The 21,380-nt window shown below is 71.9% G+C and carries 20 protein-coding genes; 8 read left to right on the forward strand and 12 right to left on the reverse strand.

Annotated features, from left to right (window positions below; genetic code table 11):
* Positions 1-8: 8 nt before the first annotated feature.
* The 3 genes from ACIBQX_RS36620 to ACIBQX_RS36630 form a co-directional block, all read right to left on the reverse strand.
* The gene (locus ACIBQX_RS36620; RefSeq protein WP_397012799.1) at positions 9-839 is read right to left on the reverse strand and encodes a carbohydrate deacetylase; all 831 of its coding nucleotides are present in this window, start codon (positions 837-839) and stop codon (positions 9-11) included.
* Positions 836-2,299 (reverse strand): MFS transporter, encoded by a 1,464-nt coding sequence (locus ACIBQX_RS36625; protein ID WP_397012801.1) that lies wholly within the window; start codon positions 2,297-2,299, stop codon positions 836-838. Before ACIBQX_RS36625 ends, ACIBQX_RS36620 begins: the two co-directional genes overlap by 4 nt.
* Positions 2,300-2,512: 213 nt before the next feature.
* The gene (locus ACIBQX_RS36630; RefSeq protein ID WP_397012803.1) at positions 2,513-4,534 is read right to left on the reverse strand and encodes a SpoIIE family protein phosphatase; all 2,022 of its coding nucleotides are present in this window, start codon (positions 4,532-4,534) and stop codon (positions 2,513-2,515) included.
* 278 nt (positions 4,535-4,812) lie between these two features.
* Between ACIBQX_RS36630 and ACIBQX_RS36635 the strand changes: the two genes are divergently transcribed.
* Positions 4,813-5,823 (forward strand): SDR family NAD(P)-dependent oxidoreductase, encoded by a 1,011-nt coding sequence (locus ACIBQX_RS36635; protein WP_397012805.1) that lies wholly within the window; start codon positions 4,813-4,815, stop codon positions 5,821-5,823.
* A gap of 1 nt (position 5,824) precedes the next feature.
* Positions 5,825-7,081 carry a M24 family metallopeptidase gene (locus ACIBQX_RS36640; RefSeq protein WP_397012807.1) on the forward strand — a complete coding sequence of 419 codons (1,257 nt, stop codon included), beginning with the start codon at positions 5,825-5,827 and terminating at the stop codon, positions 7,079-7,081.
* A 31-nt stretch (positions 7,082-7,112) separates the two neighbouring features.
* Here ACIBQX_RS36640 and ACIBQX_RS36645 read toward each other — a convergent pair whose 3' ends face one another.
* Positions 7,113-8,342, reverse strand: coding sequence for a cytochrome P450 (locus ACIBQX_RS36645; protein ID WP_397012809.1), 1,230 nt, complete (start codon positions 8,340-8,342; stop codon positions 7,113-7,115).
* A gap of 170 nt (positions 8,343-8,512) precedes the next feature.
* Positions 8,513-9,133 carry a TetR/AcrR family transcriptional regulator gene (locus tag ACIBQX_RS36650; protein WP_397012811.1) on the reverse strand — a complete coding sequence of 207 codons (621 nt, stop codon included), beginning with the start codon at positions 9,131-9,133 and terminating at the stop codon, positions 8,513-8,515.
* A 168-nt stretch (positions 9,134-9,301) separates the two neighbouring features.
* On the opposite strand from ACIBQX_RS36650, the gene ACIBQX_RS36655 reads away from it, so the two are divergent.
* Complete coding sequence (locus ACIBQX_RS36655) at positions 9,302-10,126, forward strand: SDR family NAD(P)-dependent oxidoreductase (RefSeq protein ID WP_397012813.1); 825 nt, start codon at positions 9,302-9,304, stop codon at positions 10,124-10,126.
* 156 nt (positions 10,127-10,282) lie between these two features.
* Here ACIBQX_RS36655 and ACIBQX_RS36660 read toward each other — a convergent pair whose 3' ends face one another.
* A complete protein-coding gene (locus tag ACIBQX_RS36660) occupies positions 10,283-10,648 on the reverse strand; it encodes an SgcJ/EcaC family oxidoreductase (protein ID WP_397012815.1) in 366 nt (121 codons plus the stop codon).
* A 70-nt stretch (positions 10,649-10,718) separates the two neighbouring features.
* Here ACIBQX_RS36660 and ACIBQX_RS36665 point away from each other — a divergent pair, with 70 nt between their 5' ends.
* From ACIBQX_RS36665 to ACIBQX_RS36675, 3 genes are read left to right on the forward strand one after another with little or no spacing between them, the layout of a single operon-like run.
* Positions 10,719-11,354, forward strand: coding sequence for a TetR/AcrR family transcriptional regulator (locus ACIBQX_RS36665; RefSeq protein WP_397012817.1), 636 nt, complete (start codon positions 10,719-10,721; stop codon positions 11,352-11,354).
* Entirely contained in the window at positions 11,351-12,058 is a 708-nt protein-coding gene (locus tag ACIBQX_RS36670; protein WP_397012819.1) for an SDR family NAD(P)-dependent oxidoreductase, read from the forward strand. Before ACIBQX_RS36665 ends, ACIBQX_RS36670 begins: the two co-directional genes overlap by 4 nt.
* Before the next feature lies 1 nt (position 12,059).
* Positions 12,060-13,085 (forward strand): nitronate monooxygenase, encoded by a 1,026-nt coding sequence (locus ACIBQX_RS36675; protein ID WP_397012821.1) that lies wholly within the window; start codon positions 12,060-12,062, stop codon positions 13,083-13,085.
* A 26-nt stretch (positions 13,086-13,111) separates the two neighbouring features.
* On the opposite strand, the gene ACIBQX_RS36680 is transcribed toward ACIBQX_RS36675, so the two are convergent.
* Positions 13,112-13,981 (reverse strand): sigma-70 family RNA polymerase sigma factor, encoded by an 870-nt coding sequence (locus tag ACIBQX_RS36680; protein ID WP_397012823.1) that lies wholly within the window; start codon positions 13,979-13,981, stop codon positions 13,112-13,114.
* 81 nt (positions 13,982-14,062) lie between these two features.
* Between ACIBQX_RS36680 and ACIBQX_RS36685 the strand changes: the two genes are divergently transcribed.
* The gene (locus ACIBQX_RS36685; RefSeq protein ID WP_397012824.1) at positions 14,063-14,443 is read left to right on the forward strand and encodes a DoxX family protein; all 381 of its coding nucleotides are present in this window, start codon (positions 14,063-14,065) and stop codon (positions 14,441-14,443) included.
* Positions 14,444-14,469: 26 nt separating this feature from the next.
* Here ACIBQX_RS36685 and ACIBQX_RS36690 read toward each other — a convergent pair whose 3' ends face one another.
* From ACIBQX_RS36690 to ACIBQX_RS36700, 3 genes are all read right to left on the reverse strand, one after another.
* Positions 14,470-16,074: an ABC-F family ATP-binding cassette domain-containing protein gene (locus ACIBQX_RS36690; RefSeq protein WP_397012826.1), complete on the reverse strand. Its 1,605-nt coding sequence runs from the start codon at positions 16,072-16,074 to the stop codon at positions 14,470-14,472.
* Positions 16,067-17,692, reverse strand: coding sequence for an ABC-F family ATP-binding cassette domain-containing protein (locus ACIBQX_RS36695; RefSeq protein ID WP_397012828.1), 1,626 nt, complete (start codon positions 17,690-17,692; stop codon positions 16,067-16,069). Before ACIBQX_RS36695 ends, ACIBQX_RS36690 begins: the two co-directional genes overlap by 8 nt.
* Positions 17,693-17,915: 223 nt before the next feature.
* Complete coding sequence (locus ACIBQX_RS36700) at positions 17,916-18,458, reverse strand: TetR/AcrR family transcriptional regulator (protein ID WP_397012830.1); 543 nt, start codon at positions 18,456-18,458, stop codon at positions 17,916-17,918.
* A 155-nt stretch (positions 18,459-18,613) separates the two neighbouring features.
* On the opposite strand from ACIBQX_RS36700, the gene ACIBQX_RS36705 reads away from it, so the two are divergent.
* A complete protein-coding gene (locus ACIBQX_RS36705; protein WP_397012832.1) occupies positions 18,614-19,456 on the forward strand; it encodes an oxidoreductase in 843 nt (280 codons plus the stop codon).
* A gap of 150 nt (positions 19,457-19,606) precedes the next feature.
* Here ACIBQX_RS36705 and ACIBQX_RS36710 read toward each other — a convergent pair whose 3' ends face one another.
* Together ACIBQX_RS36710 and ACIBQX_RS36715 are read right to left on the reverse strand one after the other, a co-directional pair.
* Positions 19,607-20,329: an alpha/beta fold hydrolase gene (locus ACIBQX_RS36710; protein WP_397012834.1), complete on the reverse strand. Its 723-nt coding sequence runs from the start codon at positions 20,327-20,329 to the stop codon at positions 19,607-19,609.
* Positions 20,326-21,288 (reverse strand): alpha/beta hydrolase, encoded by a 963-nt coding sequence (locus ACIBQX_RS36715; protein ID WP_397012835.1) that lies wholly within the window; start codon positions 21,286-21,288, stop codon positions 20,326-20,328. The genes ACIBQX_RS36710 and ACIBQX_RS36715 overlap by 4 nt, the downstream gene beginning before the upstream one ends.
* Between the last annotated feature and the right edge of the window lie 92 nt (positions 21,289-21,380).

Genomic DNA, 21,380 nt, shown 5'->3' on the forward strand with positions numbered 1-21,380 from the left:
CTGACGGGTCAGGGCCACCAGCCTCCGACGACCTCGACGCCCTCGCTCTCCAGGGCGTCGAGCCACACCGGGTCACGCAGCAGCCGCGCCTCCCAGGTCCGCACCACACCGTCCGGTCCCGTGACCGCGTCCTCACTGGACGGGTGCAGGAACAGCTCGCTCGTGCCCTCGGGGAGGGCGGCGAGCCGGCGGAGGTAGTCGTCCCGGAGCCGCTCATAGGCACCGAGTTCGGACGCCGTGCGCCGGTTCGTGGCGATCGTCTGCGGGATGGACACGCCCAGTGCGTCGGCGAGGGCCACGGCGCGCTCGTGCGCCGCCGCGAGCCCCGGCGGGAGCGGTGCGCCGACGTACGGCTCCGGGTCACGGGGCAGCCGGAAGGCGAAGCCGTGGCGCGCGCACCAGTCAAGCGCCTCGGCGAGCCAGGACCTGCCGTGCAGGCCGTAGAGGGTGCCGGCGTGGGAGTCGGCCGCCACGGGCACGAGATTCCGTTCGCGCATCCAGTGCAGCTGCGCGTCGGCCTCCCGTACGACATCGTGGGCCTCGCCGCGGGCGCCGAGAGCGAACGGATCGTCGCTGAGTGTGCCGTCCGGATCGACGAGGCTCGCCGCGCCGTCGAGGGCCCGCCAGCGTGGCAGCCCGCGTTCGCTCGTGAGCGTCACGTGCAGGCGCGGCACCACGCCGAGCTCGCGGACCCGGCTCGCGGCTCGCTCAGCTGCGGGCGAGACGCAGATGAGCGTGGTCGCGGTGACATGTCCCTCGGCGAGCAGGGCGACGATGACCTCGGTCGTCCCGGCTTCGCGGCCGAGATCGTCGGCGGTGATCACGACGCGGCGGGTCATCGGGGGCGCTCCCCGGCCGGCTCGTCCACCGGGCCCGCGGGCTGCGGCTCGACCGGCTCGTCCACCGGGCCCGGAGGCGGCGGCTCGACCGGCTCGTCGGCGGGGCCCGGGGGTGGCGGCTCGACCGGCTCGGCGGCTTCGGGCGGCGGTTCGAGCGGGACCGTGACGAGTCGCGCGGCGATCGCGCCGATCGCCGTCAGCACCAACGGGTACACGCACAGGTACACCCGGAACGCGAGCCCGGGGTCGGTGCCGGGGTCGTCGCCCGAGTTGTAGCCGAAGAACACGCCCAGCGAGGTGAGCGCGAGTCCGGTCACGATCCCGTTGAGCCGCCCGAAGAAGCCGAACGCGGACAGGAAGAGCCCTTCGCGGTGCTCCCCGTTGCGGGCCGCGTCGGCGTCCAGCACCCGTGCGACGATGAGATCGTTCGTCGCGAGCATGCCCGACCAGCCGGCCCCGACGAGCACCCCCGCGGCGATCGCGGTGACCAGGTCGGTGGCGAAGAACAAGGCGGCGAAGCCGGCCGCGAGGACCGTGAAGGCGAGCCGCCAGGCCCACAGGGCGCCGCGGCGGGCGACGACGCGCGTCCACACCACGAGGCCGCCCGCCGTGACCAGGATGACGATGCCCTGAAGGTAGAGCGCGTTCCCGACGGGCAGCTCGAGCGAGTAGCGGACGTACAGCTGGATGCCCGAGAGCACGAGCGCCATGGCGATCCCGTAACAGGCGCCGGTGAGCCCGACCGTCCAGAACATCGGGTTGCGCACGATCGACCACACGCTCCGCAGCAGCAACGGCCGCTCCCGCGTGGAGTAGCGGGGGCGCTCGCGCGCGCCGAGCGCCATGAACACGATCACCACGAGCGCGATCGCGCCATAGATGATCGCCGTGATCTGGAAGCCCTGAGTGGAATCCTCGGTGCCGAACACGCTCGTCGTGAGCAACGGGGTGACCGCGAGCGAGATCACCAGCGCCACGAGCTGGAAGCCCTGGCGCAGCCCGTTGGCGACGGCGCGGTCGCGCTCCCTCGGGTAGAGCTCGGGGAGCAGCGCGCCGTAGTTCGCGTTGAGCATCGAGTCGAAGGCCTCGCACAGGATCGCGAACACGGCGAACCAGAGCAGAAGGCCGATGCCCTCCAGCGAGGCCGGCGCGGAGAAGAAGGCGACCATGCAGGCCACGAGCATCGGCGCGCCGACCAGCAGCCACGGGCGGCGCCGGCCGAACCGGGTTCGGGTGCGGTCGGAGAGGTGGCCGAGCAGCGGGTTGTCGATCGCGTCGATGACCGCGTAGATCACCATGACCACGCCGTACGCGCGGACGTCCAGTCCGAGGATGTCCACGTAGAAGAGGATCATCGATCCCTTGATCATGTTGATCGGGATGGACGTGCCCAGCATCCCGATGGCGTAGCGCCACGCGGGAGTGCGCCCCTGGGTGGAGGCCGTATCCGGCTGGGACACGCGATCACCTTCCTTGCCGATGCGGACGCTGTACGCGGCGTCACCTTCGCACGCGAAAGGGAACAGCGGGTGACGCGGAGCCTCGGCGCGCCTAAGAAGATGCCGACAAATGTCACATGATGTCAATGGTCAAGAACGTGTCAGTGCCGGCCGATGGGGCCAGATCGGAGGCCGGCACGACCCACGGCCGGGCCGGAGGCGATCATCATCTGATCAACGGGTACGGGCCACCAGCAGCGCGACGTCGTCCTCGGCGCCGGTGTCGCCCACCATGCCCCGGATGACCGTCCTGCAGATTTTGTCCAGCGGGAGCGCGGCGGCGCGGGCCAGGACGCCGCCGAGACGGTCGATGCCGGCTTCGATGTCGGCCTCGCGGGTCTCGATCAGGCCGTCGGTGTAGAGGGCGATCAGGCTGCCTTCGGCGAGTTCGAGGTCGAGGGATCGGTAGGAGCCGAGCCCCAGGCCGATCGGGGTGCCGCTGGGCGGCCGGTGGAAGGTGACCGCGCCGGAAGGGGTGACGGTCGCGGGGGGCGGGTGCCCGGCGGCGGCCATGGTGCAGCACCGGGTGGCCGGGTCGTAGACCGCGTACAGACAGGTGGCTCCCGCGGCGTCCGGGAAACCGTCGGGGCCGGCGTCCTCCTCCGCCAGCCGTACCACGAGATCGTCAAGGTGGACGAGCAGCTCGTCCGGCGGCAGCCCGAGGTACGCGAGGGTGCGCACGGCGGTGCGCAGCCGCCCCATGGTCGCCGCGGCGTTGATCCCGTGCCCGGTCACGTCCCCGACGACGAGCGCGACCCGGCCGTCACGCAGCGGGATCGCATCGAACCAGTCACCGCCGACGCCGTCGTGCGCATCGGAGGGCAGATAGTGCGAGACCAGGTCGACGGCGTCGCCGCCTGTCAGGTTGCTCGGCAGCAGGTTGCGCTGCAGCGCGAGCGTGGCGGTGCGCTCACGGGTGTACTGGCGCGCGTTGTCCAGGCTCAGCGCCGCGCGGACGCCGAGCTCCTCCGCGAGGATCAGGTCGTCCCTCGTGAACGGCTCCGGGTTGTCGGTGCGGACGAACACGGCCACGCCCAGGATGTCGCCGCGGGCCTGCAGCGGGACGATGATCAGCGTGTGCATGCCGGTGTCGTGAATGACCGCGGCCCGGTCCGGGTCCTGGTCGAGCCAGGTGCCGGAAGAGGTGTTCAGCACCGGCTCGAAGTGGGCGCGGCCCGAGGAGAGGACTTCGGTGAAGGGCGACGACGGGGGCACGAACACCGCCTGCCCCAGCGGCCAGAGGGATTCGGGGCTCCCGTCGTGGATCGAGGCCACGCCCGCACGGCGGAACACGGGGATGCTCATCTCCGTGGCGGCCAGCCGCTGCAGGGGTTCGGCGTGCGGGAAGACCGATTCGGCGAGGTCGACGGTGACGTAGTCGGCGAGGACGGGCACGGCCAGGTCGGCCAGCTCCTGCGCCGTCTTCCTGACGTCGAGTGTGCTGCCGATGCGGACGCTGGCGTCGCGGAGCAGGGCGAGCCGGTCGCGCGACCGGCTGTGGCTGATGTCCATGGTCAGCGTGCAGACGCCGAGCGACCGTCCGTCCACGCCTTCGAGCCGGAACAGCGAGGTCGACAACGTACGGTCCTCGCGCCGGTCGGGTGAGGTCCAGCGAGTCTCGCGGTCGAGGTGCGGGACACCGCTGGCGAGCACCTGGCGCGCCGTCTCCTGCATGGCCTCGGTGTGCGTGCCCGGCAGGGGCTCGGCCAGGGATCGGCCGAGCCGGTACCAGGGGAAGACCGTCCGCAGGCGCTCCGCCGCCGTGTTCAGCCATACGCAGCGCAGGTCGTGGTCCCAGATGGCCATGGCCACCGGGGTACGCCTGATGAGCGGCTCCACCCAGGAGCACGCCCGTCCCGAGGCGCCCGCGGTGGCCGGTGTCACCGCCACCAGCCAGGCCGGCTCCTCCCCCGGCGTGACCAGCCGGGTGCCCTCGACGTGCCCGAGGATCCTGGTGCCGTCGCGATGGCGGAACTCGGCGAATCCCGACCAGGTCTCCTGGCCGCCGTACCCCGCGTCCCAGGCCGCCGCGCGCTCCGGCATGATGAGCAGCGCGCCGGAGCGGTTGAGGACCTCGGCCGCGCTGTAGCCGAGAAGCTCCTCCGCGCCCGGTGTCCAGCCGATCACGTCGCCCCGGGTGTCGATCACCAGGACCGCCGTGGGGGCGCTGATCGGCATGCTCTCAGGTGTGGTCATGACGACATCCATCCTGCGTTGAGCGAGCTCTTCCGGTCAGGATAAGCACCGCTGACCTGGGACGATTCCTGACCGTGCCGACTCTCGCCCGCCTGCGCGCCGACACCGGCGGCCGGGTCGTCGCCGAGGTGGGCACGACTTCGGCCAGGGCATCGGATCGAGGTACGGACCCAGGGACGGATCGTCCGGGGATGAGCTGGATCTGGTTCAGGCGGGCGGCGGCGCGCACAGTTGCTCCTGATTCCGCCGGTCGGCAACAGCGAAAACAGGAGCCACGCATGTCATCTTCATCCACGGGCCGGGGCCCGGCCCGGACGGTCGTCATCACGGGGGGAAACAGCGGCATCGGTCTCGGCTGCGCCGCCGCGGTCCTCGGTTCGCGCGACGGGCCGTGGCACGTCGTCATCGCCTCGCGGGACGCGAGCCGTTCGCGGGCGGCGGTCGACCGGCTGGCCCGCGCGGCGGGTGCGGCCCATACGGTCGAGGCGATGTCACTGGACCTCGCGTCCCTCGCCTCGGTCCGCACCTTCGCGGCCGAGCTCACCGACCGGCTGACCTCGGGCGGGCTTCCCCCGCTGTACGCCTTGGTGTGCAACGCGGGAGTGCAGGCCGGGACCACCGTGACCAGGACCGCCGACGGCTTCGAGTCCACGTTCGGCATCAACCACCTCGGCCACTTCCTGCTCGTCAACGAGCTGCTGCCGGCCCTGAAGGCGCCCGCCCGGGTGGTCGTGGTGGCCAGCGGCACCCACGACCCGGCGGAGACGGCCGGGCTGCCCGCTCCCGCGTGGACCGGCGTGCCCGCTCTGGCCCGTGGCGACCTCGGGCCCAGCGCCGCCTCCGACGGGCCCTTCGCCTTCGGTCAGCGCCGCTATGCCACGTCGAAGCTGGCCAACGTCTACTTCACCTACGCCCTGGCCCGCCGCCTGCCCGACGGCGTCACCGCCAACGCCTACGACCCCGGTCTCGTGCTGGGGACCAGCCTGCAGCGCAACCACTCCGCCCCGGTCCGATTCGCCGCCACGTACGTGCTGCCCCGCGTGCGGCCGTTGCTGCGCCGGTTCCTGACGGACAAGATCTACACCATCGAGGAGTCGGGCGGCGCGCTCGCCTGGCTCGCGACCTCTCCCGAGCCGGCCGGCATCACGGGCAAGTACTTCCACCAGCGCGAGGCCATCCCCTCGTCGGACGAGTCCTACGACACCGCCCGCGCCGAGGAGCTGTGGGACGACAGCGTGAAGCTGACCGCCCTGTCCGGGTCCGCGGCATCCGAACTTGCGGGAGAGTGACATGGCCGTACCGGCTTTCTCGATGGCCGAGCGTGATCGCCGATGGGACCTGGCGCGCGCGTTCATGGAGCGCGAGGGCCTCGACGCGCTGCTCGTCTTCGGTGAGCACGAGGACGCGGGCCCGGCGCCGTTCGCCTACGACCTGTGGTTCACCAACGGCCGGGCCGGGACGACGGTCGTCTTCCCCCGGGACGGCGAACCGATCGCGCTGTTCCCCATGGAGATGTTCGCGATGGACCACCTCGAGTCCACGCGCAGGGGCGACGTCACCTGGATCCCGCCGCGGAACATCCGATCGCGGCGCGACTCCCGCGCGGTCGCCGGCACGCTCGACCAGCTGGGCCTGACCAAGGGGATCATCGGCGTCCTCGGCCTGGAGGCCTCTCCGCCGTGGCACCCCGAGGGCATCGTGCCGTACCGGCTGTGGGACACCATCCTGCGGGAGTTCCCCGGCGCCGAGTTCAGGCCGGTGGCCATGGCTCTGTCCCGGCTCATGATGGTGCTGGGCCCCGAGGAGATCGCCGTCGTACGTCACTCGGCCGGCATCGGCGACGCCATGGCGCGGGCCATGGTCGACACCGCCGCCGCCGGGGTCTCCGAGAGCGAGGTGTACGCGGCCGGCATGGCCGCGGGATACGCGCGCGGAACGACTCCCGCGGCCATGCACTTCTGGTCGGGCCCCGATCCGCTCGCCTCGGGCCTGCCGCAGTGGGGCTACCGCCCGCAGGCCCCCCGCGTCCTGCGGGACGGTGACATCATCTCCGCCGAGGTGTTCTGCGCCTTCGGCGGACGCCACACCCAGCACCAGGTCACCATCACCATCGGTGAGCCGCACGCGAACCTGCTGCGCGCCGCCGAGGTCGCCCGCGCCGCCTACGACGCGGGACTGCGCGCGCTGCGTCCCGGCCGGACGTTCGGCGACGTCGTCGAGGCCATGCGCGAGCCGCTGGACGCGGCCGACGGCTGGGCGTTCGGCCCGGCGGTGCACGGGCTCAATCCGGCGATCACGCTCAGCGGCTTCCCCGCCGACGCCCGTCGCCGGGTCGCCGGCGCCGAGGCGTACCCTCCTGAGGCCGACCACCCCACCGTCAACGGCGACTTGGCACTCGAACCCGGCATGACCTTCGCCTTCGAGCCCAACTACGTCTTCGGCCGCCACCTGGCCTACCTCGGCGGCACGGTGATCGTCGGCGAGGACGAGCCGATCGAGCTGAACCCGTACACGGCGCGGATCCTGCGGGCGGCCGGCCCGAGGTGATCCGCCGAGGGCCCGGGGTCGCGGGACCGCCCTACTCGACGGCGCGCAGGCGCACGGGGAGTTCCTGGTGACCGTTGCTGATGAGGGTCGGGATCGGGCGCAACGCGTCGGCCGGCACCGCGAGTGACATGGCGGGGAAACGCTCGAACAGCTGGCGCAGGACCTCCGCGACTTCGAGGCGGGCCAGGGGGGCGCCGAGGCAGAAGTGCATGCCGTAGCCGAACGTCAGGTGGTCCTTGACCCTGCGGGTGACGTCGAAGGTGTCGGCGTCCGGGCCGTGCCAGTCCGGGTGCCGGTTGGCGGCCCCGTAGGCGGCGAGGATGGCGTCTCCGGCGGAGATGATCTGCCCGTCGGGCAGCTCGATGTCGGTGACGGCGAAGCGCAGCGGCAGGTACTTGATGGCGGGCTCGTGGCGAAGGGTCTCCTCCACCACGTCCTCCCAGGTGGCCTGGCCGGTCCGGACGAGGTGGAGTCGGCCGGGGGACGTCAGCATCGCCACGACGGCCTGGTCGATGACGTTGACGGTCGTCTCGTACCCGGCGTTGATCATCAGAATGAGCGTGTCGCGCAGTTCGTCGTCGGTGAAGCCGGCGCCGTCCGACTCCTCGTCGCGCGCCGCGATGAGGAGGGAGGTCATGTCGTCGCCCGGGTCGCCGCGCTTGGTGGCGATCAGCTGGTCGGTGCGCTCGAACAGGCGCGCGGTGTTGGCCTTGGCCTCCTCCGGGGTGAGCGTACTGTCGAAGACGCGATCGACGATCTCCCGGAAGTCGTTCCGCTGGTCTCCCGGCACACCCATCAGGTGGCCGATCACGTTGATGGGCAGCGGGTACGCCAGGCGCTCGCGCAGGTCCACCACCTGGCCGGCGGGCACTTCGGCGAGGTCGTCGAGCAACTCGGTGACCATGGCCTCGATGGTCGGCCTCAGCCTGGCGATGCGGCGCGCGCTGAAGGCGGGGGCGACCATCCGCCGTAACCTGCGGTGGTCGGCGCCGTACGCGGTGAGCATGCTCTTCACCTCGATCCACAGGGCGAGCGGCCACGTGCTGGTCGTCTGCTGGAAGGCCGGATAGTGAGTGCGGCCGTCCTTGGAGACGTCCGGGCCGGTGAGCATGGTCTTGAGAACGGCGGGATCGGTGACCGCCCAGGCGCGCAGGCCGAGGATGTCCACGGGGGTGGCCGGGCCCCGAGCCCGTAAGGCCCGGTATTCGGCGTGCCGGTCGGCGCCGGTGGGATCGATGACGAACGGGAAGGGCTGGGACATGGGTCTTCTCCTTCAGGTCACGGGCCGCCGGGCAGTGCGGTCGCAGGCGTTGAGGGACGTCAGGGCGTGATCGAGGACGCACACGTGTTGACCGGGTAGCAACGCTTCGCGTGACAGGAAGCCGGATGTGACGCCGGATGTGACGTACGTCTCAGCGGCCGGGCCGGCTGTCAGGCGCGGCGGTGACCGAGGGCGAGCAGGAGCAGGGCGGTGTCCGCGTCGACGTCGGACGGCGCCGTCGCGCCGCCGGTCGCGGGTTCGCTGAACGCGGCTCGGGCGAGGATGAGCCCGGCCAGAAGGCGGGCCGCGCTGTCGGCGGTGACGCCGGCGTCGACCTCGCCACGCGCGATCGCGCGGTCGAGCACCTTGGCCAGATGCTCCCGCATCGGGGTGAGAACGCCCGCGCGGATCATCTCCGCGAGCTCCGGGTCATGCACCGCCTCGCCCAGGAGCGCGATCAGCGTGGCGCCCGGCTTGCCGGACATCGGCAGCTGTTTCCTGGTCAGCAGCTCGCGGATGTCGCCGTCGAGGGAGCCGGTGTCGATGCCGTCGGTCTCCGACGAGGCCGCCTGCTCCGCGGCCGCCAGGATGAGATCGCGCTTGGAGGGCCAGCGCCGATAGAGGGTGGCCGTGGAGACCCCGGCCCGGCGGGCGACCGCCGCGGTCGTCAGTCGCGCGTAACCGGACTCGGCGAGCTCGTCGAGCACGGCCTCGATGATCACGGGCCCCAGACTGGCGTCCACGGGCCGGCCCGGCGGACGCGGGTTCTCGCCCGTCGATCCTCTGCTCATCGCGCCCTCGCGTATCCCGCACTGCCGGCCTGCCCCATGGTCAACCGTAGCCGGTGCGCCGGGTGGACCGGCACGAGCGGCACTGGAAGAAAAGATACGAAATGCTTTCGTTTCATATTATGCTGGAGCCTCACTGACGACGCGGCCCTGTTCATTCAGGAGGCACACATGAAAACCATCGTCATCACCGGCGCGAGCGACGGCATCGGCGCCGCCGCGAGCGAGCTTCTCTCCCGCGATGGGACGCGGCTGATCCTGGTCGGGCGCAACCCTGTCAAGACGAAGACGGTCGCGGAGCGGATCGGCGCCGACCATCACGTCGTCGATTTCGAGAGACTCGACGAGGTACGCGATCTCGCCACCGCCCTGCTGGACACCTGCGAGCGGATCGACGTGCTGGCCAACAACGCGGGCGGCCTCTTCTCCGGCCCGACCCGAACCCAGGACGGCTTCGAGAAGACCTTCCAGGTCAACCACCTCGCCCCGTACCTGCTGACGAACCTGCTGATCGAGCGCCTGCTGCACAGCCGGGCGACGGTGGTGAACACCAGCAGCGTCGGGGCACGGCTCTACGGCCGGATCGACTTCGACGACCTGAACAGCTGGCAGACCTACGACGCCAACAGGGCGTACGGCAACGGGAAGCTCGCGAACATCCTGTTCACCAAGGGATTGCACGACCGGTTCCACGCGCTGGGACTGTCCTCGGTCGCGTTCCACCCGGGAGGGGTGGCGACGAACTTCGCGTCCGACACCACGAGCTACTTCCGCTGGTTCAACCACACCTTCCTGAAGCGACTCCTCGCCACCCCCGAGCAGGGCGGCGCGATCCTCGCCCACTTCGCGGCGGGAACCCCCGGCGTGGCGTGGATCTCAGGCGAGTACTACAACAACCGACGCAGGATCGGACGCACCAACAGGCAGGCGTACGACCCGGAGATCACCCGGCGCCACTGGGAGCTCAGCGCACAGATGCTCGGCATCCGATGGTGATACCCGCCGCTTTCCCGGGCATGGATGGAGGTGCCGAAACTCTCCCCGGCGCACGACAGCGGACCGGTGACCCGAAGGCCACCGGCAACGGACGGGGAGTCGCCGTGGACATGAAGCCGGAGGTCGTGTCGGCGCCGGTCGCCGACGTCGAGCCGGTCAGTGCTCGGCGCTGATCCGGGACACATGGTACTGATGGATCCGCCAGGCGCCGTCGTCCCGCCGCAGGACCAGCGACAGGTGCACCGGGACCGCCCACCCCGCCGGGTCACGGAAGACGACGTCCGCGAACCCGCCGGCCACCTGGTCACCGATGGCGTAGGTGGTGAGGACGGTGACGTCGGCCGTGCGGTCGTCCGGCACGGCCTCGTAGTACGCGCGCACCGCGTCCCGGCCGGCGTGGACCTCGGGACCGAAGCCCTGGAAGAGGGCGTCGGGCGTGAACAGGTCGGCCATCGCGTCCACCTGATGGCCGTCGAACGCGGCCTTCCATCGGTCCAGGGTCTCGCGCATCGGGTCGGTCATGGTCTTCGGCTCTCACAGAGAAGGAATCGGCTAGTAGCCGACCGGTCTAGTAAAGCGTACACTTGCCGGCATGGGACGCACCAGTGACGCCCGGCAGAAGATCCTCACCGCCGCGCAGGCGCTCATCGAGCTGCGCGGATACTCCGCGCTGGGCGTGGCCGAGATCTGCAAGGCCGCCGGCGTGCCGAAAGGCAGCTTCTACCACTTCTTCGAGTCCAAGGAGGCGCTCGCCCTGGCCGTCATCGACCAGCACTGGGCCGTCCAGCTCCGCGACTGGACGCGCGTCCTGAGCGGCGACGCCGAGCCTCTCCAGCGGCTGCGGCAGCTGTTCGAGGAGACCGCGGCCGCCCAGCGCGCCGGGCAGCAGAGCTGCGGCACCGTTTCCGGCTGCCTGTTCGGCAACCTGAGTCTGGAGTTGAGCAACCAGACCGAGGCCATCCGCGACCGCCTGCAGCAGATCTTCGACGCGCAGGTCGGCCTGGTCGACGAGGTCGTCGCCGAAGCGCTGGCAGCCGGCGCGGCCGACGTCCCCGACACCCGCGAGGCCGCCCGGTCCGTCGTCGCCCAGCTGGAGGGCCAGGTCCTGTTCGCCAAGCTCTACAACGACACCCGGCCGCTCGACGCCCTCTGGACCAACTGCCTGGCCCTGCTGGGCGCCCGCACCGAGGAGCGGGATCTCCCGCCTATGAGAGAGAAGACATCATGAGCACGCAGAAAGTCGCCGTCATCACCGGGGCATCGCAGGGCATCGGCGCCGGTCTCGTCACCGCCTACCGCAAGCTCGGCTACGCCGTCGTCGCCAACTCGCGCACCATCGCCGTGTCGCAGGATCCGGACGTCCTCGTCGTACCGGGCGACATCGCCGACCCCGCCACCGCGGAGCGGGTCGTCAGCGCCGGCGTCCAGCGGTTCGGGCGCATCGACAGCCTCGTCAACAACGCCGGGCTGTTCGTGGCCAAGCCGTTCACCGACTACACCGACGAGGAGTTCGCCACGATCATGGGCGTGAACGTCGCCGGTTTCTTCCGCATCACGCAGCGGGCCATCCCGCACATGCTCGAGCAGGGCTCCGGCCACATCGTCAACATCACCACCAGCCTGGTCGACCATGCCAACTCAAACGTGCCGTCCGTGCTGGCCTCGCTGACCAAGGGCGGCCTGCAGTCCGCGACCAAGTCGCTGGCCATCGAGTACGCGACGCGCGGCATCCGGACGAACGCCGTCTCCCCCGGCACCATCAAGACGCCGATGCACTCCGCGGAGCAGCACGCCATGCTCGGCGCCCTGCACCCCGTCGGGCGCATGGGCGAGGTGAGCGACATCGTCGACGCGGTGATCTACCTGGAGACCGCCCCCTTCGTGACGGGCGAGATCCTGCACGTCGACGGCGGCCAGAGCGCCGGCCACTGAGATGACGTCCCCACTGACGGCTCTCGGGGCGAACGCCCCGATCCTGGCCGCGCCGATGGCGGGCGGCCCCAGCACGCCCGCCCTGGTCACCGCGGCGGCCCGGGCGGACGGCCTGGGGTTCCTCGCCGGTGGATACCGGACTGCCGACGCGCTGGCCCAGCAGATCGCCGAGGTCCGCGCCGAAGGCGTGAGCTTCGGCGTCAACCTGTTCGCGCCCAACCCCGTCCCGGTCGATCCTGACGCCTTCCGCCGCTACGCCCGGGCCATCGAGCCGGAGGCCCGTCCCTACGACATCGACGTCCAGGCGGCCGACATCGTCGAGGACGACGACCACTGGCCGGACAAGATCGACCTGCTGCTGTCCGACCCGGTGCCGATCGCCGGCTTCACCTTCGGCATCCCGCCGGCGGCGGTGATCGCCGCCCTGCGCGCCGCCGGAACCCTGGTCGTCCAGACGGTCACGTCTCCCGTGGAGGCTCGTCAGGCCGTGGAAGCCGGCGCCGACCTGCTGACCGTGCAGTCCTCCGACGCGGGAGGGCACTCCGGCACGCTCACCCCGCACCGCCTGCCGGCGTCCATCCCCCTGCCCGAGCTGGTGCGGCAGGTGCGGCAGGCGGTATCGGCGCCGCTGATCGCCGCGGGCGGGCTGGCCACCCCGGCGGCCGTGCTCGCGGCACTGCGCGCCGGAGCCGCGGCCGTCATGGTCGGCACCGTCCTGCTGCGGGCGGACGAGGCCGGCACGTCGCCCTCCCACAGGGCCGCGCTGGCCGACCCGGCACGACACGAGACCGTGGTCACTAGGGCGTTCACCGGCCGGCCGGCGCGGGCGCTGCGCAACGACTTCACCGACCGCTACACCGGCCTCGCCCCGGCCGGCTATCCCGCCCTGCACCACCTGACCAGCCCCCTGCGCAGGGCCGCAGCCGCCGCGGGCGACCCCGAACGGCTCAACCTCTGGGCCGGTACGGGCCACCGCCACGCCACGGCGGAGCCCGCCGGGGAGATCTTGCGACGACTGACCCCGTAGCAGGCCGAGGCGCGACCGCACGACGGCTAGCCGGGACGTCCCGGGAGGTCCATCTCCGCGAGGCGTCCCGGATCGGTCACCGACAGGATCTCGGTGATCCGGCCGTCGACCACGGTGCACGCCATCACGCTCGCCGGCCTGCCGCTCGCGTTCCACGCCACGATCCCCGGCTCCCCGTTGACGAGGACGGGGCGGGTGGTCGCCCTCGCGTGCATCGCGTGCCTGGCCTTACCGGCCACCTCGGTCGCCCCCAGCCTGACGACCACGCCGCGCGCGGTGTGGCTGCGCCAGGTCACGTCCGGGTCGAGTACCCGCAGCAGCCCCTCGAAGTCGCCGCTCCGCGCCGCCGCGAGGAAGGCGTCGACCACCGCCCGCTGCCGCCGCGGCTCGTCGGCCGGACGACGCGTGCCCTGAACCTTCCGGCGGGCCCGGCTGGCGAGCATCTTGGTCGCGTCCGCGGACCTGCCGATGATCTGACCGATCTCCTCGAACGGCACCGCGAACATGTCGTGCAGCACGAACGCCAGCCGCTCGGCCGGCCGCAGGCTGTCGAGCACCACGAGCAGTGCGAGCCCGACCGAATCGGCGAGCAGCGCGTCCTCCTCGGGCGCCCCGCCGCCGTCCCCGGTCACCACCAGCTCGGGCAGCCGGTCGTCGTACGACGCCTCGGGCCTGGCCTTACGCGAGCGCAGCAGGTCAAGGCAGACCCGGCCCACCACGGTGGTCAACCAGCCGGCGAGGTTGTCGATCGCGTCAGCGTCCTGCCGCGCGAGCCGCAGCCAGGCCTCCTGCACCGCGTCCTCGGCGTCGGCCCGCGATCCGAGCATCCGGTAGGCCACCGCGACGAGCCGCCCGCGCTGCTGCGCGAAGGCTTCGTCGATATTTGGTGCGGTCATGTCGTTACCTTCCCCGAGCCAGTTCCGTCATGGGTTGATGACGGGCCCGGAAGGGCCAAGGTAACCGGCAAGGAGAAACTCATGAACCTCGCTCTGTGGATCATCACCGGCCTGCTGGCCGCCGTCTTCCTCTTCGCTGGGGCCAACAAGCTTCTCATCCCCCGGGAGAAACTGGCCGAGGCTCCCGGCGGCGGCTGGGCCGGCGACTTCGGCGCCGGCTTCGTCAAGGCCCTCGGAGCGGTCGAGATCCTGGGCGCCATCGGCCTGATCCTGCCCGCCGTGCTCGACGTCGCGCCGGTTCTGGTGCCGCTGGCGGCCATCGGGCTGGCGATGATCATGGCCGGGGCGGCGGTCGTGACCTTCCGCCGCCGAGAGCCCGGGCACGCGCTGCTGAACCTCACCTACCTCGCCCTGGCCGTCTTCGTGGCGTGGGGCCGCTTCGGTCCCGGGTCGTTCGGGTGATCTCGCCTGCCGGAACCCGCGCGGGCTCATGGCAGGCGGATGTGGCGGCCCTGCCAGCGGGCACGCAGCCAGCGGTCGTGGCTGGCGATCACGATCGCACCTGGACCGGCGGCTCCCAGGGCCTCTTCCAGCTCGTCGGAAAGCCGGGGTGAGAGGTGGTTGGTGGGCTCGTCGAGCAGGAGCAGCCCGGGTGGGTCCGCCATCAGCAGCGCCAGCGCGAGCCGGCGGCGCTGGCCGACCGACAGCTCCCCCACTCTCAGGTCCAGGTCACGCCGCCCGATCAGGCCGAGCGAGCGCAACGGTACGGACTCGGCGCGCTCGGGACCGAGCGCCCGCTCGTACGTCTCCCGCACCGTGCGGTCCGGCCGCTCGAACACGGTGTCCTGGGCCAGCAGGCCGACGGTCAGTCCGGGTCGTCGCCGTACCTCTCCCCGCGCCTCCAGCCGTCCGGCCAGCACCGACAGAAGGGTGGACTTGCCCGCGCCGTTCGGGCCGGTGACCAGCAGCCGCTCCTCCGGCGCCACGTCGAGCCGGTCGATCGCGAGCCGTCCACGCACCCGTACCTCCCGCAGGGACAGCAAGGGCTCGTCGCGGGGCTCGCCGGAAACGGCGGCGAGCGGGGGGCTGAAGCGGAGCGGGGGCGGCGGGGCGGGGACCTGCTCGCGTTCGAGCTCGGTGAGCCGGCGGGCGGCGTTGCGCACCCTGCGGGAGATCTGGTGCTGCACGCGTCCGCCGCGGTGTCCGTACCCCATCTTCTCGTTGTCGCGCCGCAACCCGTCCAGCGCCACCTGCCGCGCCGTCACCGCGACGGCGCGGCGCAGCTCGCCGAGCTCCTCCTGCTCCTCGGCGTGGCGGCGCTCCCAGCGCGCCCGCTCGGCGCGCTTGTCGGCCAGGTACGCGCCGTACCCTCCCCCGTACCGGACGGGCCCGTCCAGCGACGGGTCGAGGTCGACCAGGTCGGTGCAGACCGCGTCCAGGAACGCCCGGTCGTGGCTCGCCACGACCACCACCCCGGTCATGCCGCGCAGCTGCTCCTCCACGAACCCGGCCGCGTCGTCGTCCAGGTGGTTGGTGGGCTCGTCCAGCAGCAGCGCGGCGGGCCGCCTGATCAGCAGCGCCGCCAGGGCGAGCCGCCCACGCTGCCCGCCCGACAGCGACGCGAGCGCGCGGCCGTGCGGCACGCCGCCCAGGCCCAGCCGGTCGAGAACGATCTCCGCGCGCCGGTCGGCGTCCCAGGACTCCCGCTGTCGCGCCTGGTCGAGCCGGGCCCCGTACGCTTCGAGCAGCGCGGCGTCGTCCGGGGCCGCGGCGAGCGCCCGGGTGAGCCGGTCGAGCGCGGCCAGGTCCGTACGGGCCTCGCGCAGCGCGTCGTCGAGCACGTCGGCGACCGTGGCGTCACCCGCGAACGGCATCTCCTGATGCAGGAAGCCCAGGTCGGCGGGCCGTGCGACGGTCCCGGAGTCCGGCTCGTCCGCTCCGGCCAGCAGCCGCAGCAGGGTGGACTTGCCCACGCCGTTCTCGCCGATCAGCCCGATCCGGTGGCCGGGCGCGGCGGTGAGCGAGACGCCGTCGAGCACGCGCCGCGTGCCCAGCGTCCGTACGAGATCGCGGGCGAGCAGCGCGTCACTCACCGGCGGGCCCTCCCGTCTCCAGCAGCCGCCCGCCGGACAGCTCCAGCCAGCGCTCCACCCCGATCTCCACCAGGAACCGCTCGTCGTGGCTGACCACCACGAACGCCCCCTCGTACGCGGCGAGCGCGCTCTCCAGCTGCGCCACGCTGACCAGGTCGAGGTTGTTGGTCGGCTCGTCCAGCAACAGGAGCTGGGGCGCCGGCTCGGCGCACAGCACGCAGGCCAGCGTGGCGCGCAGCCGTTCGCCGCCCGACAGCACGCCCACCGGCAAGTGGGCGCGGGCGCCACGGAACAGGAAGCGGGCGAGCAGGTTCATCCGCTCCGCCTCCACCATGCCGGGGGCGAAGGCGGCCAGATTCTCGGCCACGGTCCGCTCGACGTCGAGCAGGTCGAGCCGCTGCGACAGGTAGGCGACCCGGCCGTCGGCCCGCCTGGTCGTGCCGCCGTCGGGCTCCAGCTCGCCGCTGATCAGGCGCAGCAGGGTGGACTTGCCGGCGCCGTTGGGGCCGGTCAGCGCGATGCGCTCGGGCCCGCGGACCGTCAGGTCTAGGCCCGGTCCGGCGAACAGGCCACGGGCCTGAAGGCTCTCGCCCTGGAAGACCGTGCGCCCGGCGGGCACGTTGGTGCCCGGCAGCTCCAGCGCGATCCTCTGGTCGTCGCGCAGCGCGCGCCCGGCCTCGTCCAGCCTGGTCTTGGCGTCGCTGACGCGCGCGGCGTGCATCTGCCCCGCCCGCCCGGCTGACTCCTGCGCGCCCCTCTTCATGTTCCCGGCGAAGATCCGCGGCAGCCCGGCGTTCTTGAGGTTGCGGGCGGCGTTGCCCGCCCGGCGCTCGGCCCGCTCGCGGGCCTGCTGCATCTCCCGCTTCTCGCGCTTGAGCTCCTGCTCGGCGCTGCGCACGCTCCGCTCGGCGGCCTCCTGCTCGGTACGCACGGCCTCCTCGTAGGCGGTGAAGCCGCCGCCGTAGAAGCGGATCTCGCCCCGGTCGAGCTCGGCGATGCGGTCCATCCGGTCGAGCAGGGCCCGGTCGTGGCTGACCAGGAGCAGGCAGCCGGTCCAGTCGCCGAGCACGTCATAGAGCTTGCGGCGGGCGGCGAGGTCGAGGTTGTTCGTCGGCTCGTCGAGCAGCAGCACGTCGGGCCGCCGGAGGAGCTGCGCGGCCAGGCCGAGCGAGACGACCTGGCCGCCGCTCAGCGTGCCCAGCACACGGTCGAACGCGAGCTCGCCGAGCCCGAGCCGGTCGAGCTGGGCACGGGTGCGTTCCTCGATGTCCCAGTCGTTGCCGATGGTGGTGAAGTGCTCCTCACTGGCGTCGCCCGACTCGATGGCGTCCAGCGCGGCGATCACCGGGGCGATGCCGAGCACCTCTGCCACGGTCAGGTCGCCGGTGAGGGGCAGGCTCTGGGGCAGGTAGCCGAGCACGCCCTCGACGGTGACGCCGCCGCCGGTGGGCCGCTGCTCGCCGGCGATCAGCTTGAGCAGCGTGCTCTTGCCCGCGCCGTTCGGCGCGACCAAACCGGTACGGCCACCGCCCACGCTGAAGGACAGGTCATGGAAGACCGGGGTGTCGTCGGGCCAGGAAAAGGACAGGTGGGAACAGATGATGAGGGAGTCAGACATGTGAGAAGACCTCGTAGGAACGCACGGGCGCGCCGAAGCCGCCCGGTCAAGGGAACAGGGATTCGGGGAACGACGAACAGAGCCACATCGGCGGCGGTCATCCGCGCCTGCCGGGGCCTGTCAACTTCCGGTATCACCCGGAGATGTCGTCGTCGCCTACCACGTCTGGTCTCCTAGTTCGGTCTCAAGCGTCTTTCACCTTAGCAGCTGCCGGGAGCGGGGCTCAGGGGGCGCCGACGCCTCGCAGGAGGGTGTCGACCACCACGTCGGCGGCCTGGGCGGCGGTCAGGTCGGCCAATCGTTCCGCGGCGTGCAGCATGAGCGGCGGCAGCAGCGCGGACACCCAGCCGGGCGGCAGGTCGGAGCGCAGCAGGCCCTCGTCGGTGGCGCGCCGCAGGAAGAGGTCGACCTCGTCGATCAGCTGCCGGCGGCGGTCGCGGATCGCCTCCTCGGCCAGCATGCGACTCTTCTCCACCGGCCATTCGCGGTTGACCGCGATGATGCCCTCGACGTAGCGGTGCAGGGCGACCGCGACGGGGGCCTCGCGCAGCCGGGCGGACTCGATGACCTCCTCGACCGCGTCGTAGCGCGCTTGGTAGACGGCGGCCAGCAGTTCTTCGCGGGAGGCGAAGCGCCGGTAGACCGTGCGGCGGTCCACTCCCGCCGCGGCGGCGATGGCGGCGATGCTCACCGAGGGATCGTCGGCGATCAAACGGGCGCCCGCACTCAGGACACGTTCCAGGTTGCGTGTCGCGTCTGCTCTCACCCTGTCAATATACCCATGAACATGGCAGATAGCGCCATATTCGACGCTTTGACGGGTCAGATAGTTATTTTCCTGACACATCATGATGAAGCACATGAAATGAAGTGCTACGGTGAAGTGACAGTTAAGGCATGACACAGAACGGAGGAACGACCATGGAAAGGACCTGGTTGATCACTGGGGCGTCGCGCGGCTTCGGGCGCCGGCTCACCGAGGCCGTCCTGCAGATGGGCGACCAGGTCGTCGCCACCGCACGACACCCTGAGCAGCTGGACGACCTGGTGGCCCGGCACGGCAGGCAGGTCCGGGCGGTCGCCCTGGACGTCACCGACGCCGCCGCGGCCTCCCGTGCCGTTCAGGAGGCCGTCGACGCCTTCGGCAGGCTCGACGTGGTCGTCAACAACGCCGGCTACGGCAACAGCGCGCCGATCGAGGAGATGCCAGAAGACGACTTTCGCGCACAGATCGAGACCAACTTCTTCGGCGTCGTGAACGTCACGCGGGCCGCGCTCCCCGTGCTGCGCGCGCAGCGGTCGGGAGTCTTCGTGCAGTTCTCCTCCATCGGAGGGCGCGTCGGCGGCACCCCCGGGATGGGCGCGTACCAAGCGGCGAAGTTCGCGGTCGAGGGCTTCTCCGAGGTGCTGGCCAGCGAGGTCGCGCCGTTCGGCGTGAAGGTCGTCATCGTCGAGCCGGGCGCGTTCCGTACCGACTGGCAGGGCTCCTCGATGCGGCTCCACCCCGTCGGCCCCGACTACGAGGAGACGGTGGGCGCCATCCACCGCTACCGGCAGGAGACCGACGGCACCCAGCCCGGCGACCCCGCCCGCGCCGCCGAGATCATCATCGACCTGGTCGGCTCGGACGACCCGCCGAGGCGGCTCCTGCTCGGCAGTGACGCCGTCGCCTCGGCCCAGCAGGCCGCGCGGCTACGCGCCGCCGAGACCGACAAGTGGGCCGACGTGAGCCGCTCGGCCGATTACCCCGCCGACGAACGCTAGGCCACCGCCACCAGCGACCCGCGTCCTGGCAGGCGGCCACCGGGGCCGATGCAGCCGGGCGGCCGGTGTTCTGCCGGCGTAACGGGAGGTCCTCGGCCGTTGGCCGCCGGCCCCGGTGTGCACCCGCCGGGACCGGCAGCAGCGCCCCGTTCAGCCCCGCACGTGCTCGGCGGCGTCGAGGATGGTGGTGGCCACGGCGACCGGCCGGGACACCGCGACCGCGTGCGAGGCGCCCGCGATCTCGCTGGTCCCACGCGCGGAGGCGCGTTCGGCCATGAACCGCAGCGCCGCCGCCGGGATGTTGAGGTCCCGCTCGCCGAAGACCGACCAGGACGGCGTGGTACGCCAGCCGGGCTCGCCCGTCAGCCCGTCGGTCAGCGCCCGCTCGGTCACCGGCCGCTGCGTCGCCGCCATCAGCGCGGCCTCGTCCGCGTCCAGGTCGGCGCAGAACTGGTGGTGGAACTTGGCCTCGTCGATGCGGAACTCGTTGCCGCCGGAGGCCACCGGGTAGGCGTTCAGCGCCCCGCCGAGGCTGCTGCCCTCGAACTTGGCGGACAGCAGCAGCGCGCTCTCGCCCGGCTCGGGAGCGAAGGCGGCGACGTAGACCAGGGCCCGCACGGCCGGGTTGCCGGCCGCCGCCCGCGTGATCACCATCCCGCCGTAGGAGTGGCCCACCAGGACCACCGGCCGGCCGATCCCGGCGATCACGTCACGCAGGTACGTGGCGTCGCCCTCCACGCCGCGCAGCGGGTTCGCCACCGCGACCGCCGCCAGCCCATGGCCGTGCAAACGCCGGATGACGCCGTTCCAGCTCGCCGACTCGGCGAAAGCGCCGTGGACCAGAACGATGACGGGCTGCTCCGTGGTGGTCATGACTGTGCCTTTCCGGTGTTCAGGGCGATCTTGATGACCTCGATGGCCTGGGCGGTCGCGGCCCGCGCGGCGTGGGTGCCGCTGACCGGGTCGAGCATCATGAAGTCGTGCAGGGTGCCGTTGTAACGAACGCTGGTGGTGGGGACCCCGGCCGCCGTCAGCTTGCGGGCGTACGCCTCGCCCTCGTCGCGCAGCACGTCGTTCTCGTCCACGATGACGAACGCGGGCGGCAGACCCGCCAGCTCCTCCAGGGCGGCGCGCAGCGGTGAGGCGGTGATCTCCGCGCGCTGGGCGGGGTCGGTGGTGTAGGCGTCCCAGAACCACGCCATGGCCTTGGCCGTCAGGTACGGGCCGTCGGCGAACTCCCGGTAGCTGTCGGTGTCCTGGGCGGCGTCCGTGACCGGGTAGTACAGCGACTGGTGCGCGAACCGCACGTCGCCGCGCCGCTTGGCGAGGATGGTCAGCGCGGCGGTCATGTTGCCGCCGACAGAGTCACCGGCCACCGCCAGCCGGGACGCGTCCAGGCCCTCCTCGGCGCCGTGCCGGGTGATCCACTGGGCGGTGGCGTAGGCCTGCTCGATGGCCACCGGGTACCGCGCCTCCGGTGAGCGGTCGTACTCCACGAAGACGACCGCCGCGCTCGCCCCGACGGCGAGTTCGCGAACGAGCCGGTCATGTGTGCCGGCGTTGCCGAGAACCCAGCCGCCGCCGTGCACGTACAGCACGACGGGCAGCACGCCGGTGACGCCGGCGGGCTTGACGATCCGGACCCGCACCTCGCCGGCCCCGGCCGGCACGGTGATCCACTTCTCGGCCACCGCCGGCTTGTCCACCGGCCCGGCCTGCAGGTCGTCCAGCACCTTACGGGCGCCGTCGGGCCCCAGCTCGTACAGGAACGGGGGCTTGGAGGTCGCCTCGGCGAGCTCCTGGGCCGCCGGTTCAAGAATGTGCTCGTTCATGCGGATGTTCTCCGTCTCCTGGTCGGTTCTCCGTTCGGACCTCGCGGATGTCCGTCGGCCCGGAGAGCACGAAGCGCCGGGCGAGGACCGCC

It is taken from the genome of Nonomuraea sp. NPDC049714 (assembly GCF_044465295.1).
Classification (GTDB): domain Bacteria; phylum Actinomycetota; class Actinomycetes; order Streptosporangiales; family Streptosporangiaceae; genus Nonomuraea.

Excerpts from the sequence above, each read along its gene's own strand:
- ACIBQX_RS36620 (WP_397012799.1), bottom strand. The coding sequence starts at position 839 with ATGACCCGCCGCGTCGTGATCACCGCCGACGATCTCGGCCGCGAAGCC.
- ACIBQX_RS36670 (WP_397012819.1), top strand. The coding sequence starts at position 11,351 with ATGAGCACGCAGAAAGTCGCCGTCATCACCGGGGCATCGCAGGGCATC.
- ACIBQX_RS36630 (WP_397012803.1), bottom strand. The coding sequence starts at position 4,534 with ATGACCACACCTGAGAGCATGCCGATCAGCGCCCCCACGGCGGTCCTG.
- ACIBQX_RS36655 (WP_397012813.1), top strand. The coding sequence starts at position 9,302 with ATGAAAACCATCGTCATCACCGGCGCGAGCGACGGCATCGGCGCCGCC.
- ACIBQX_RS36635 (WP_397012805.1), top strand. The coding sequence starts at position 4,813 with ATGTCATCTTCATCCACGGGCCGGGGCCCGGCCCGGACGGTCGTCATC.
- ACIBQX_RS36685 (WP_397012824.1), top strand. The coding sequence starts at position 14,063 with ATGAACCTCGCTCTGTGGATCATCACCGGCCTGCTGGCCGCCGTCTTC.
- ACIBQX_RS36665 (WP_397012817.1), top strand. The coding sequence starts at position 10,719 with ATGGGACGCACCAGTGACGCCCGGCAGAAGATCCTCACCGCCGCGCAG.
- ACIBQX_RS36640 (WP_397012807.1), top strand. The coding sequence starts at position 5,825 with ATGGCCGTACCGGCTTTCTCGATGGCCGAGCGTGATCGCCGATGGGAC.
- ACIBQX_RS36705 (WP_397012832.1), top strand. The coding sequence starts at position 18,614 with ATGGAAAGGACCTGGTTGATCACTGGGGCGTCGCGCGGCTTCGGGCGC.
- ACIBQX_RS36660 (WP_397012815.1), bottom strand. The coding sequence starts at position 10,648 with ATGACCGACCCGATGCGCGAGACCCTGGACCGATGGAAGGCCGCGTTC.
- ACIBQX_RS36680 (WP_397012823.1), bottom strand. The coding sequence starts at position 13,981 with ATGACCGCACCAAATATCGACGAAGCCTTCGCGCAGCAGCGCGGGCGG.
- ACIBQX_RS36675 (WP_397012821.1), top strand. The coding sequence starts at position 12,060 with ATGACGTCCCCACTGACGGCTCTCGGGGCGAACGCCCCGATCCTGGCC.
- ACIBQX_RS36645 (WP_397012809.1), bottom strand. The coding sequence starts at position 8,342 with ATGTCCCAGCCCTTCCCGTTCGTCATCGATCCCACCGGCGCCGACCGG.
- ACIBQX_RS36710 (WP_397012834.1), bottom strand. The coding sequence starts at position 20,329 with ATGACCACCACGGAGCAGCCCGTCATCGTTCTGGTCCACGGCGCTTTC.
- ACIBQX_RS36715 (WP_397012835.1), bottom strand. The coding sequence starts at position 21,288 with ATGAACGAGCACATTCTTGAACCGGCGGCCCAGGAGCTCGCCGAGGCG.
- ACIBQX_RS36695 (WP_397012828.1), bottom strand. The coding sequence starts at position 17,692 with ATGTCTGACTCCCTCATCATCTGTTCCCACCTGTCCTTTTCCTGGCCC.
- ACIBQX_RS36650 (WP_397012811.1), bottom strand. The coding sequence starts at position 9,133 with ATGAGCAGAGGATCGACGGGCGAGAACCCGCGTCCGCCGGGCCGGCCC.